Source organism: Flagellimonas abyssi, from assembly GCF_019457905.1.
GTDB classification, from domain to species: domain Bacteria; phylum Bacteroidota; class Bacteroidia; order Flavobacteriales; family Flavobacteriaceae; genus Flagellimonas; species Flagellimonas abyssi.
In genome coordinates, this window is sequence record NZ_JAHZSV010000012.1 from 59,781 (window position 1) to 72,798 (window position 13,018).

Genomic DNA, 13,018 nt, shown 5'->3' on the forward strand with positions numbered 1-13,018 from the left:
AGAAGAGTTATGCTGCAGCATTTAAACATAGAACAATTTACCACCCAAAGTGGTGTTGCCCAAGACCTGAAGTTGTCATATCAAATTTTTGGTAAACCCTTGCACACGGCACCCATCATTTTGGTGAACCACGCGCTTACGGGCAATTCCAATGTAGCGGGGAAAGATGGATGGTGGTCTGATCTGATCGGGGATGGAAAATGTATCGATACCGAGAAGTACACCATATTATCGTTCAATATTCCTGGAAATGGTTTTGATGGTTTCATCATCGAAAACTACAAGGATTTTGTGGCAGGGGATATCGCCAGAATTTTTCTTTGGGGATTGGAGCAATTAAAGATCGATAAACTGTTCGCCATTATCGGCGGCTCTTTGGGTGGTGGAATTGCTTGGGAAATGGCGGCCATCAACCCAAATATCACGGAGCATTTGATTCCCGTGGCATCCGATTGGAAATCCACGGATTGGCTGATTGCCAACTGTCAGATTCAAGAGCAGTTTTTGGTCAATTCCAAACAGCCCGTGCACGATGCCCGTATGCATGCGATGTTGTGCTACCGAACACCGGAATCCTTCAAAGAAAGATTTAAGCGAAGCACCAACGAAGAGCTACAGGTTTTCAATGTGGAATCTTGGTTGATGCACCACGGTGAAAAGTTGCAAGAGCGTTTTCAGCTATCGGCCTATAAGTTGATGAACCAACTGTTGAAATCCATCGATATAACCAGAAATGGGGAAGAAGCTTTCAAGGCATTGCAGGAGAGCGACACCAAAATCCACATCATCGGGGTCAATTCCGATTTGTTCTTCACGGCGGAGGAGAACAAGGAGACATTTAAAAGATTGGCCCAAGCCAATACCAATGTGACTTATGGCGAGGTGCAATCCGTACATGGTCACGATGCCTTTTTGATGGAGTTTGAACAATTGGAAAAATTGTTGGAGACTGTTTTCCAAAAGAATACCGAACGTATCAAAATATTGAAGTTTGGCGGGAAATCCTTGGCCAACGGAGAGGGTATTCAGCGTGTATTGAAAATTATCACCCAAAGGTTTGAAGCGGAAGAACGCTTTGCCGTTGTGGTTTCCGCTCGTGGCAAGGCAACGGACCAACTGGAAAACTTGCTCGAAAAAGCGGCCAAGGGAGCTGATTTTCAAACTGATTTAAAGAAGTTTGCCGATTATCAAAAAAACAATTTTGATGGTGTGGACATTGATGAAGAGCTGGCGACCATAGAAAAAATATTGAACGGGGTTTCCCTGACCGGAGACTACAGCTTAAAAACGAAGGATGAAATCTTATCCTTTGGAGAATTGTTGTCCGCCAAATATGTGACGGCCTCGCTCAATGCATCTGGGTTAAAAGCAAAGCTTTTGGATTCTCGAAAGTTGATCAGCACGGATGACAATTATAGCAATGCCGAAGTAGATCAAGGTGCCTCCAAAGAAAATGTACTTCGATATTTCCATGCACTGGAAAAGGATACCATTCCGATAGTCACTGGTTTTATTGGTTCCAACCGTGATGGTTCAACGACCACTTTGGGCAGGAACGGGAGCAATTATTCCGCAGCGCTGCTGGCCAATTTTTTGGATGCGGGTGAGTTGATCAATTACACCCACGTGGATGGTATTTTCACGGCCAATCCGGATTTGGTGGCAGATGCACGATTAATAGATGTGATTTCCTATGGCGAGGCCAATGAGCTCGCCAATTTCGGAGCGAATATTTTGCACGCGAAGACCATAATTCCACTGATCGAGAAAAACATTCCATTGCGCATATGCAACACCTTCAACGATGATAACGAAGGCACTTTAATTGGTCCAAAAAGTGATAATGGAGGAATTAAATCCCTTTCAGTGCTCGACAATATGGCCCTCATCAATTTGGAGGGTAGGGGACTGCTTGGTAAAGTGGGTGTGGACATGCGTATTTTTAGGGCATTGGGCCAAAATGGTATCAGCGTAGGTATTGTTTCTCAAGGATCTTCGGAACGGGGCATCGGTCTCGTGGTTGATGCATCCAAAGCGGACAAAGCCAAAAAAGTGCTCGACCAAGAGTTTGAGACGGATTACTCTTCGAAAGACATCAACCAGATTTCAGTGGTCAAGGATGTTTCGGTCATTTCCATTGTCGGAATGGATTTGAGCAGTTTTCACAAACCCTTCAATGCCTTGGCGAAGAACCAAATCACGCCCTTACTGTTCAACAATACGGTAACCGGGAAGAACGTGAGCATGGTGGTGAAAAAGTCCGACTTGAACAAGGCCATCAATGTGATTCACGGACAGATTTTCGGAATCGCCAGGAAAATCAATTTGGCGTTGTTTGGACACGGCAATGTCGGCGGAACGCTGATCAGTCAAATTCTGGATTCAAAAAATAGTATCGAAGACCGAAAAAGTATTGATTTAAAAGTGTTTGCCGTGGCAAATTCCAAAAAAGTGCTTTTGGATGCTTCGGGAGTTGGTGCTGATTGGAAAGAACGTTTGGAAAACGAGGGACAGCCTTATCAACTTGAAGATATTACCGCATTTGCGAAACAACATCATTTGGAAAACCTGATTGCTGTGGATAACACGGCGAGCAAAACCTTTGTTGAGCAATACGAATCATTGATTGAGCACGGTTTTGACTTGGTTTCATCAAACAAAATTGCAAATACGTTGAGCTTTGAGAAATACAAGTCGGTGCGGGCGTGTTTGGACAAGAATCAAAAGCAATACCTCTACGAAACCAACGTGGGGGCAGGGCTCCCATTGATAGATACCATCAAACTGTTGCATTTGTCCGGTGAGAACATCACTAGAATCAAAGGCGTGTTTTCGGGATCGTTAAGCTATATTTTCAACACCTTTTCCGAGAAAGATGTTTCTTTTTCAGAAATCGTAAAGGAGGCTATGGAAAGCGGCTTTACCGAACCCGACCCAAGAGAAGATTTGTCCGGTAACGATGTGGGAAGAAAACTTTTGATTTTGGCCAGAGAATTGGACCTTCAGAACGAGTTTTCGGATATTGATGTACAAAACTTGATTCCAGAAGAACTACGAACTTTGGATTTTGAGAAATTCATGGGACGAATAGGGGAGATGGATGATGTTTATAAGAAAATTAAAGAAGACCAGAAACAAGGACACGTGCTTCGCTATATAGGTGATTTACATGGCGATTTGCAACAGGACAAAGGTATTTTGGACGTACAATTGGTGTCTGTGCCCAAAGAAAGCGCTTTGGGGCAGGTGAAAGGTTCCGATTCCATTATTGAGATTTATACAGAATCCTATGGAGAACATCCCTTGGTAATTCAAGGAGCAGGTGCAGGAGCCGCTGTAACAGCAAGAGGTGTATTTGGTGACATTTTAAGAATAGCAGAGAAAATATAGCTTCGACTTCGCTCAGCTACCTGTAATTTAGGAGTTTCGGTGGCTGAGCGTAGTCTAAATAGCTAGTAAAAAAATCGTTACGGTGGCTGAGCGTAGTCGAAGCCACAATTAAAATGAAAGGATACGTCTACATATTGAAATGTTCAGATGGTAGTTTTTATACAGGGAGCACTATTGACTTGGATAAACGGTTAAAGGAACATCAATATGGGCGGGGTGCCAATCATACCAAAAAGAGGTTGCCTGTGGAGTGGTTGTATGTTGAAGAGTATTTGAGTATTGCAAAAGCCTTCGAACGCGAAAAGCAAGTTCAAGGATGGTCTAGGCTAAAAAAGAAGGCGTTGATAACAGGAGAGTTTGATGCGCTGCCAAATTTGTCCGAGTGCAAGAACGAGACGAATTTTAGATATTATAAGGAGAAAAAATAAGTGGCTTCGACTACGCTCAGCCACCTAAAATTGAACTGAAATGAAAGGCAAAAAATTCGAGACGCAAGCAATAAGAACGCAGATGGAGCGCAGTCAAAACTTGGAGCATTCCAGCCCCATTTATATGACCTCCAGTTTTGTTTTTGAAGATGCGGAGGACATGCGTGCTTCCTTCGCCGAGGAGAAGCAACGGAATATTTATTCCAGGTATTCCAACCCCAATTCCAACGAACTCATTGAAAGGGTTTGCCAGATGGAAGGGGCTGAGAGCGGTTTTGCTTACTCCTCCGGTATGTCAGCCGTTTTTTCAACTTTGGCTGCTTTATTGGATACGGGCGATCACGTGATATCTTCCAAAAGTATTTTTGGGTCCACGCACACCCTGTTCACGCAGTTTTTTCCAAAGTGGAACATCGAAACCAGTTATTTTGATGCCAATGATCTGTCTCAAATAGAAGGTTTGATCAAACCAAATACCAAGATACTTTATGCCGAGACTCCGACCAACCCAGGTGTGGATGTCTTGGATTTGGAAGTGTTGGCCAAAATTGCCAAAAAGCATGATCTTATCTTTATTGTCGATAACTGTTTTGCGACACCGTATTTGCAACAGCCGATTAAATTTGGAGCGGATTTGGTTATTCACTCGGGAACCAAGTTGATGGATGGACAAGGAAGGGTTTTGGCCGGAATTACCGTGGGTGGTGGAGAATTGATGGACAAAGTGTACCGTTTTTCCCGAATTACGGGACCTGCTTTGTCACCGTTCAATGCATGGGTGTTGTCCAGAAGCTTGGAAACCTTGGCGATTCGGGTGGATAGACACTGTGAGAACGCTTTGAAATTGGCAACCTATTTGGAAAGTCACGATAAGGTTGAATGGGTGAAATATCCATTTTTGAAGTCGCATCCAAAATATGAAGTCGCCAAAAAACAGATGAAAGCAGGCGGCTGCGTTGTGGCTTTTGAAGTAAAAGGCGGCCTGGAAGCCGGCCGGGAATTTTTTGACAGTATACAATTGTTATCATTATCGGCAAACTTGGGAGATGCTCGAAGTATCGTTACGCACCCTGCTTCCACGACGCACAGCAAACTGACCACAGAAGAGCGCAATGCCGTTGGAATTTCGGATGGAATGGTTCGGATTTCGGTAGGCTTGGAACATATTGATGATATTATTGCGGATATTGAGCAGGCTTTGGGATAATCTTTCTGCAAGCTGGTTTTGAAGGTGGATTGCCAAATTTCCCTATCTTCGTATGATGCTCTCCAAGAAGACAAAATATGGATTAAAGGCACTTACGTTTCTTGCCAAAGTAAAGGATAGGGAACCTGTGCAGATTGCAGAAATCGCCAAGTGCGAGAATATCTCCCAAAAGTTTCTGGAAAGTATTTTACTTACCCTTCGCCGAAACGGATTGCTGGGGTCTAAAAAAGGCAAAGGCGGAGGTTACTATTTGATCAAAGAGCCGAATGAGATTCATATGACCACCGTGATGCGTGTTCTGGAAGGCCCCATCGCCATGGTACCCTGTGTAAGCTTGAATTTCTACGAAAAATGTGATGACTGTCCAGATGAAGACGAATGCTCCGTGCACAAATTAATGCTTCAGGTAAGGGACAGTGCACTCGATGTTTACCGAAATAATACACTGGCCGATTTGCTCTAAATCAATGCTTCACGGTTATTTTTAGCTTAAAAATTCTCAAAATTCCCTATCGATTATCGATAATCTACTAAAACTATAGGGTAAAAGTAAATTTATGGTTCATTTTGCTTTTTCTTCAGAAAAATAATTTTACTTTTGAAATTCCTATCAATTTGGTAGGATAATAAAAGTTTAAAAATGATTACCGATCAGTTGATTATAAAAGGCGAAAAACAGCAAAGCACGTACACTAAGGACAGTGCGTCGGAGAGTCCAAAAAGGAGTATAGCAAAATCTATCAGTTGGAGGATAGTTGGAACCGTCGATACCATTATCATATCATGGCTTGTAACAGGAACATTGAGCTTGGCATTTTCAATTGGTTTGGTGGAGCTTGTCACCAAAATGGTGCTTTATTTTTTTCACGAAAGAATCTGGAACTCTATAAAATGGGGTAAATAAAAGTTAGGGCAATGGCATTGACACAAGAGGAAATACAGAATTTAAACCGCCAATTCAAGGGCATTCCACCAGAAGAAATTATTTCATGGGCCATTAACCATGGAAAAAAACCTGTCGTCACAACTAATTTTAGGCCATACGAGGTTGCAATTCTGCACGCGGTGACCGAAGTGGACAAGAGCATTCCTGTAATTTGGTGCGATACTGGGTACAACACCCCACAGACCTATAAACATGCGGAGGAATTGATTGCCCGTTTGGGACTCAACGTTAAATTGTACGTCCCCAAGCAAACGAGTTCCCATCGCGATGCCGTTATGGGAATCCCTCAAATAGACGACCCGCTGCACCAAGAGTTTACAGAGCAGGTAAAGTTGGAGCCGTTCCGAAGAGCTATGGAAGAGCACAAACCCGATGTATGGTTCACCAACCTGCGCAAAGGTCAGACCGCCCACAGAGATTCCTTGGATGTGTTGAGCATGAGTAAGGATGGTGTTCTAAAAGTGAGCCCTTTTTATCACTGGAGCGATACCCAATTGGATGCCTATTTAAAAGAGCGTCAATTGCCCAACGAACATAAATATTTTGACCCGACAAAAGTATTGGCGAACCGCGAATGCGGTCTGCACACCTAAATAATATGAATTATCACCTGAATATTAGGGTGATGGATATAAAAAGATATAGCCTTGAGCACACTTGCAGAAGAAATTAAAAAACCAGAGATCTTGAACGGGGTGGAAAGACCCACGGCAAACGCTTTGGAGCATGAAGCCATTTACATTATTCGAGAAGTAGCCGCACAGTTTGAAAAACCAGTGTTGTTATTTTCTGGAGGAAAAGATTCAATCACCTTGGTACGTTTGGCCCAAAAAGCATTTTGGCCAGCCAAGATTCCTTTTCCATTGATGCATATTGATACAGGCCATAATTTTCCCGAAACCATAGAGTTTAGGGACAGATTAGTGGAAGAACTCGGAGTGGAATTGATCGTGAGAAACGTTCAGGATTCCATCGACGAGGGAAAAGTGGTAGAAGAAACAGGCAAGTACGCCAGTCGCAACATGCTTCAGACCACGACCTTGCTCGATGCCATTGAAGAATTCAAGTTTGATGCCTGTATCGGTGGTGCAAGACGCGATGAGGAAAAGGCAAGGGCCAAGGAACGTATTTTTTCAGTGCGTGACGATTTTGGTCAGTGGGACGAAAAAAACCAACGACCTGAATTGTTCGATATGCTCAATGGAGAAATCGAAATTGGTCAGAATGTAAGAGTATTCCCAATAAGTAACTGGACGGAATTGGATGTCTGGAGCTATATCCAAAAAGAACAAATCGAGATTCCATCCATCTATTTTGCGCATAAAAGAAATACTTTCTTGCGAGATGGATTGATCTGGTCGGCAGAAGATGATGTGGTATTTAGGGCCGATGACGAACAAGTTGAAGAAAGAATGGTTCGCTTTAGGACTGTTGGTGATATGAGCTGTACCGCAGCCGTCGAATCCCATGCCGATACCATCGATAAAGTGGTGGCGGAAATCAGGGATTCCAGAATATCCGAAAGAGGCGCCCGTATCGACGATAAGCGTTCCGAGGCGGCCATGGAAAAACGTAAACAACAAGGATACTTTTAAAATGGTTGATAGTTTATAGTTGGTTGTTTTTTGAAGGATTGACGACCAATAACGAATAACCATTAACGAACAACAACATATGGAAGTTTTAAAAATAGCAACAGCAGGAAGTGTAGACGACGGTAAAAGTACCTTGATAGGAAGACTGCTTTACGATACAAAATCAATGACCGACGATAAGTTGGAGGCCATTGAACGAACAAGTAAGCAAAAGGGATACGACTACCTCGATTTTTCCTTGGCAACCGATGGATTGGTGGCCGAAAGAGAGCAGGGCATCACCATTGATGTGGCTCACATTTACTTTTCAACACCGTCAAAAAGTTACATTATTGCCGATACACCAGGCCATGTGGAATATACCCGAAACATGGTTACGGGAGCCTCGACTTCTCAGGCATCCATTATTTTGATAGATGCTCGAAAAGGTGTTATCGAGCAGACACACCGTCACTTTTTTATCAATAACCTGCTTCGCATAAAGGACGTAATCGTGGCCATCAACAAAATGGACCTTGTCGATTTCTCCGAAGAAACCTACAACAAAATCAAAGCAGATTTTGAGGAGTTGATGAAAAAGAGGGATTACCAAGACCAAAATATCACATTCATCCCGGTAAGTGCGTTGAAAGGGGATAATGTGGTGAATGCTTCAGAAAAGACACCTTGGTACAAAGGCCAAACGCTTTTGGAGCATTTGGAAGAATTGGACCAGAAGGATATCTACAATACAGGTACGCCACGTTTCCCGGTTCAGTATGTGATTCGTCCCAAAACTGATGACTTTCACGATTTCCGTGGATTTGCAGGAAAGGTATATGGCGGAGAACTGAGCGTAGGGGACGAAGTGGTGGTGTTGCCATCAATGACCCGTTCTACAATCAAGGACATTTATTTTTACAATAAACAATACAAAACAGCACCTCGGAGATCTTCGGTGACCATTACTTTGGAAGATGAGGTAAATGTAAGTAGAGGCGATATGTTGGTCAAGGCAAATGATTTGCCAACAATCGACAAACAGCTTACGGCAACCATTTCTTGGATGGATAGTGCGAGTTTCACTCCCGGCGGCAAGTATACCTTGCAGCACGGAGTAAATAAGGTGCTGGCCAAGGTCGATGCCATTGAACATAAAATTCACCCTGATTATTCAGGAATAGAGGAGAATGTTACCTCTCTTCAAATGAACGATATCGCCAAAGTGCGTTTAAGGCTGAACAAACCTATTTTTTATGATAGGTTCAAAGACCATCGCACCAACGGGTCTTTTATCATAATCGACAGCCGAACAAACACAACGGCAGGTGTTGGATTTATAGAATAAAAGTCTTGCACTTAGATGTAAGAACAAGGAGTTTATTTAATTTAACTCTATTAAAAAGATAGGAAAACTAGATTATGCAAAGTTTTAGAACAGAGATAGAAAACCCAGTTGTAGAGAAGGATATCATTGAATTGGAGAAAAAAATTCGCCAGTTCAAAGGTGGGGAAGTGGACGAGGAAAAATTCCGTAGCCTACGTTTGGCACGTGGAGTTTATGGACAGCGTCAACCTGGTGTGCAAATGATTCGAATCAAATTGCCCTATGGTAAGGTGACCTCCAATCAATTGCTCCGAATTGCCGATGTGTCGGATGAATATTCTCGTGGACGATTGCATATCACTACCCGTCAGGATATCCAGATTCACTACGTGGAGTTGGAACGTACTCCTGAACTTTGGGCACAATTGGAAAGAGATGATGTAACCATTCGCGAAGCTTGTGGAAATACCGTTCGTAACGTAACTGCAAGTGAAACCGCAGGAATAGACGTGGACGAACCTTTCGATGTTTCCCCTTATGCACAAGCGGTTTTCGAATATTTTTTAAGAAACCCGATAGGTCAGGAAATGGGAAGAAAATTCAAGGTTTCTTTCTCTGCAAGTGATGCTGATACTGGACTTTCTTACATGCACGATCTTGGTTTTATCGCCAAAGAAAAAGATGGTGAACGTGGATTTAAAGTGATGTTGGCCGGAGGCCTAGGTTCGCAGCCACGTCACGCCGATGAATTATATAGCTTTTTGCCCACCGATAAAATAATTCCATTAATGGAAGGTGTTATCCGTGTGTTTGACAGATATGGCGAGCGCAAGAGTAGGGCAAAGGCCCGTATGAAGTTTTTATTGAAGGATTTGGGGCTTGATGGTTTTAAAGAATTGTTGGAAGAAGAACAGACCGCGATTCCAAACAAAACCTATCCCATTAATATTGCCAATTATCCTAAAGTAAAGGTTGCCGAAATTGAAATTCCCGAAGTTTCCATCGAAGACCAAAATGCTTTCGAGGAATGGAAATCCACCAACTTGGTGCCTCAAAAGCAAGAAGGCTACGTGGCCATTGGAATTAAAGTGCTTTTGGGTGATTTTTATACCGATAAGGCTCGTGAACTTGCCAAATTGGTGCAGGATTATGCAGCTGGGGAAATTCGTTTGTCGTTGAGACAAAACATATTGATTCCCTACGTAAAAGAAGAGTTAGTGCCCTTCTTTTATCAGGAGTTGAAAAAACTGGGCTTTGCCGAAGCAGGTTATAATAAAGCATTGGACATCACCGCATGCCCAGGGACCGACACCTGTAACCTTGGGATTGCCAGTAGTACGGGAATCGCAGATGAGTTGGAAAGAGTCATCAAAGCGGAATACCCTCAATACATCAAAAACCCAGATGTGGTCATTAAGATTAGCGGTTGTATGAACGCATGTGGTCAGCATAACATGGCCCATATCGGATTCCAAGGAATGTCCGTGAGAACCAAGGATAAATTAGTGGCTCCAGCGCTTCAGGTGTTGTTGGGAGGAGGAAACTTTGGAGATGGTAAAGCGAGATTTGCCGATAAAGTGGCCAAGATTCCAAGTAAACGAGGACCACAGGCGTTACGTTTAATCTTGGATGATTTTGAAGCCAACGGAAATGGAGCATCATTTACGGATTACTACGAGGAAAAAGGACAGATTTATTTCTACGATTTTTTGAAGCCTTTGACCGATGTGGACAACCTGACCCAAGAAGACTTTATCGATTGGGGGAATGAGGAAAAATATAAAAAAGAGATTGGAATCGGTGAATGCGCCGGGGTCATCGTTGACCTAGTGGCCACCCTCTTCCTTGAAAGCCAAGAGAAGATAGAAAATGCCGAGGAGGCCATCAAAGAAGGTAAATGGGCCGCAAGTATTTACTATTCCTACCAATCCATTGTGAACTCGGCCAAGGCCTTGTTGACTTCCGAAAAAGTGAAGACGAATACCCATGCAAGCATCATCAAGGATTTTGATGAACTGTACGTGGAGACTGGAAAAATAGCCTTTGAGGGCGGGTTTGACAAAGTAGCCCTTCAGTTGAACAAGAACGAACCATCCGACGCTTTTGCGAAAAGCTATGTGGAAGATGCCAAAACGGTTTTGACCAAATTGGAAACGTTCAGAAAAATGGAGTTGGAACATGCGTAGGGGAAAATTAACCGTAGTGGGCGCAGGCCCGGGCGATGTGGATTTAATCACGCTTAAAGGTATAAAGGCCTTGCAAAGTGCAGATGTAGTTCTGTATGATGCATTGGTATCACCAGAGCTATTGGATTATGCAACCAAGGCTGAAAAAGTGTTTGTTGGCAAGCGCAAAGGATGTTACTCCTTTCAACAAAATCAAATCAACGATTTGATTGTTGAACGTGCTGGTCAGGGATTACATGTAGTACGGCTAAAAGGCGGAGACCCTTTTGTATTTGGTAGAGGTGCCGAAGAAATGGAACACGCTGCAACATTTGGAGTTGAGGTAGCGGTGGTTCCAGGAATATCATCATCTGTATCGGTCCCAGCCTCTCAAAACATTCCTGTGACCAAGAGAGGTGCAGCAGAAAGTTTTTGGGTGATAACAGGGACTACCAAAGAGCATAAATTATCCAATGATGTTGCCTTGGCTGCCAAATCCAATGCAACGGTCATTATCCTAATGGGAATGTCCAAATTGGGTGAGATCATGGAGCTCTTTAAAAAGGAAGAAAAACAAAATATACCAGTGGCCATCATTCAAAATGGTACCACTGAAAACGAGAAGATTGGAATTGGCACTGTTGCTTCAATTGAGCACAAGGCAAAGGAGCAGCAGCTGTCAAATCCAGCTATTATTGTGATTGGCGAGGTAGTAAATCATCGTCAGCATATATTGGATATTCAGAAGAAATACCAAAATCAGGGAAAAAAAGTGTTTGAAAAAGTGTAAATAAAGTGTCAGCTCTTTAGGTCCCTGGGCGAAGTCGAAGGGACTTTTAAGACGAATTTAAAGTAGAATTATGATCAAAACAGATATCATTATAATCGGAGCAGGGCCAACAGGTTTGTTCACCGTATTTGAGGCGGGATTGCTCAAATTAAAATGTCATTTAATAGATGCCTTGGCGCAACCGGGAGGGCAATGTTCGGAGATTTATCCAAAGAAACCCATTTACGATATTCCAGCCTATCCAGAAATTTTAGCGGGAACGTTGGTAGATAACCTAATGGAACAGATCAAGCCCTTCGAGCCCGGTTTTACCTTGGGAGAACGTGCGGAAACCTTGGACAAGCAAGAAGATGGCTCTTATATCGTTACCACCAATAAGGGAACCCAGCACCACGCACCTGTGGTTGTAATTGCTGGCGGACTCGGTTCTTTTGAGCCAAGAAAACCCATTATTCCAAATATTGAGTTGTTCGAGAGCAAAGGTGTGGAATATATGGTCAAAGATCCTGAACAGTTCCGAGACAAGAAAGTGGTTATCTCAGGTGGAGGAGATTCTGCATTGGATTGGGCCATTTTCTTGGCCGATGTAGCTTCCGAAGTTTCTTTGGTACACCGAAGAAATGAGTTCCGAGGAGCCTTGGACTCCGTAGAGAAAGCACGGGAGTTGGCCAAGTTGGGCAAAATTAGATTGTTCACTAAGGCCGAGGTTACTGAGATCCATGGTCAGGAAGATTTACATGCCGTGGTCATCGAGTACAACGATGAGGAAAAGGAGTCTACCTACGTAGAGACCGATTTCTTTATACCATTATTTGGTTTATCACCAAAATTAGGACCCATTGGTGATTGGGGATTGGAAATCGAGAAAAATGCCATCAAGGTGAACAATGCCATGGATTACCAGACCAACCTACCGGGAGTGTTTGCCATTGGTGATGTAAATACCTATCCGGGAAAGTTGAAATTGATTCTTTCAGGATTCCACGAGGCGGCGGTAATGTGCCAGTATGCATATCAAATCATTAATCCAGACAAACGCTTCGTGATGAAGTATACCACCGTTGGAGGCGTACAAGGATTTGATGGTTCCAAAAAAGAAGCCAAAAAAGAAGTGGTGCAGAGCATCGATTAACAATAATAGTTTTTAGAAGAGAAGACACCTTTCAAGAGCAATTTTGAGGGGTGTTTTTG

Annotated in this window: 11 protein-coding genes; all 11 read left to right on the top strand. The window is 43.1% G+C overall.

Annotated features, from left to right (window positions below):
- Positions 1–9: 9 nt before the first annotated feature.
- The 11 genes from thrA (at position 10) to K1F36_RS09830 (ending at position 12,959) form a co-directional block, all read left to right on the top strand.
- Positions 10–3,390: a bifunctional aspartate kinase/homoserine dehydrogenase I gene (gene thrA / locus K1F36_RS09780; protein ID WP_220113651.1), complete on the top strand. Its 3,381-nt coding sequence runs from the start codon at positions 10–12 to the stop codon at positions 3,388–3,390.
- A 113-nt stretch (positions 3,391–3,503) separates the two neighbouring features.
- Complete coding sequence (locus K1F36_RS09785) at positions 3,504–3,818, top strand: GIY-YIG nuclease family protein (protein WP_220113652.1); 315 nt, start codon at positions 3,504–3,506, stop codon at positions 3,816–3,818.
- 40 nt (positions 3,819–3,858) lie between these two features.
- The gene (locus K1F36_RS09790; RefSeq protein ID WP_220113653.1) at positions 3,859–5,025 is read left to right on the top strand and encodes a trans-sulfuration enzyme family protein; all 1,167 of its coding nucleotides are present in this window, start codon (positions 3,859–3,861) and stop codon (positions 5,023–5,025) included.
- Positions 5,026–5,080: 55 nt separating this feature from the next.
- Positions 5,081–5,488, top strand: a complete 408-nt coding sequence (locus K1F36_RS09795; protein WP_220113746.1) for an RrF2 family transcriptional regulator — start codon at positions 5,081–5,083, stop codon at positions 5,486–5,488.
- A gap of 177 nt (positions 5,489–5,665) precedes the next feature.
- The gene (locus tag K1F36_RS09800) at positions 5,666–5,929 is read left to right on the top strand and encodes a DUF2061 domain-containing protein (RefSeq protein WP_220113654.1); all 264 of its coding nucleotides are present in this window, start codon (positions 5,666–5,668) and stop codon (positions 5,927–5,929) included.
- 11 nt (positions 5,930–5,940) lie between these two features.
- On the top strand, positions 5,941–6,564 hold the full coding sequence (locus tag K1F36_RS09805) for a phosphoadenosine phosphosulfate reductase domain-containing protein (RefSeq protein WP_220113655.1): 624 nt from the start codon (positions 5,941–5,943) through the stop codon (positions 6,562–6,564).
- A 102-nt stretch (positions 6,565–6,666) separates the two neighbouring features.
- Positions 6,667–7,566, top strand: coding sequence for a sulfate adenylyltransferase subunit CysD (gene cysD / locus K1F36_RS09810; RefSeq protein ID WP_207033842.1), 900 nt, complete (start codon positions 6,667–6,669; stop codon positions 7,564–7,566).
- A gap of 79 nt (positions 7,567–7,645) precedes the next feature.
- Complete coding sequence (locus K1F36_RS09815; RefSeq protein WP_220113656.1) at positions 7,646–8,893, top strand: sulfate adenylyltransferase subunit 1; 1,248 nt, start codon at positions 7,646–7,648, stop codon at positions 8,891–8,893.
- Between the two features lie 74 nt (positions 8,894–8,967).
- Positions 8,968–11,058 carry a HEPN domain-containing protein gene (locus tag K1F36_RS09820; protein WP_220113657.1) on the top strand — a complete coding sequence of 697 codons (2,091 nt, stop codon included), beginning with the start codon at positions 8,968–8,970 and terminating at the stop codon, positions 11,056–11,058.
- A complete protein-coding gene (cobA, locus tag K1F36_RS09825) occupies positions 11,051–11,827 on the top strand; it encodes a uroporphyrinogen-III C-methyltransferase (RefSeq protein ID WP_220113658.1) in 777 nt (258 codons plus the stop codon). The genes K1F36_RS09820 and cobA overlap by 8 nt, the downstream gene beginning before the upstream one ends.
- A gap of 70 nt (positions 11,828–11,897) precedes the next feature.
- Positions 11,898–12,959, top strand: a complete 1,062-nt coding sequence (locus tag K1F36_RS09830) for an NAD(P)/FAD-dependent oxidoreductase (protein ID WP_220113659.1) — start codon at positions 11,898–11,900, stop codon at positions 12,957–12,959.
- The last annotated feature ends 59 nt before the right edge of the window (positions 12,960–13,018 follow it).

Excerpts from the sequence above, each read along its gene's own strand:
- thrA (WP_220113651.1), top strand. The coding sequence starts at position 10 with ATGCTGCAGCATTTAAACATAGAACAATTTACCACCCAAAGTGGTGTT.
- K1F36_RS09785 (WP_220113652.1), top strand. The coding sequence starts at position 3,504 with ATGAAAGGATACGTCTACATATTGAAATGTTCAGATGGTAGTTTTTAT.
- K1F36_RS09790 (WP_220113653.1), top strand. The coding sequence starts at position 3,859 with ATGAAAGGCAAAAAATTCGAGACGCAAGCAATAAGAACGCAGATGGAG.
- K1F36_RS09795 (WP_220113746.1), top strand. The coding sequence starts at position 5,081 with ATGCTCTCCAAGAAGACAAAATATGGATTAAAGGCACTTACGTTTCTT.
- K1F36_RS09800 (WP_220113654.1), top strand. The coding sequence starts at position 5,666 with ATGATTACCGATCAGTTGATTATAAAAGGCGAAAAACAGCAAAGCACG.
- K1F36_RS09805 (WP_220113655.1), top strand. The coding sequence starts at position 5,941 with ATGGCATTGACACAAGAGGAAATACAGAATTTAAACCGCCAATTCAAG.
- K1F36_RS09815 (WP_220113656.1), top strand. The coding sequence starts at position 7,646 with ATGGAAGTTTTAAAAATAGCAACAGCAGGAAGTGTAGACGACGGTAAA.
- K1F36_RS09820 (WP_220113657.1), top strand. The coding sequence starts at position 8,968 with ATGCAAAGTTTTAGAACAGAGATAGAAAACCCAGTTGTAGAGAAGGAT.
- cobA (WP_220113658.1), top strand. The coding sequence starts at position 11,051 with ATGCGTAGGGGAAAATTAACCGTAGTGGGCGCAGGCCCGGGCGATGTG.
- K1F36_RS09830 (WP_220113659.1), top strand. The coding sequence starts at position 11,898 with ATGATCAAAACAGATATCATTATAATCGGAGCAGGGCCAACAGGTTTG.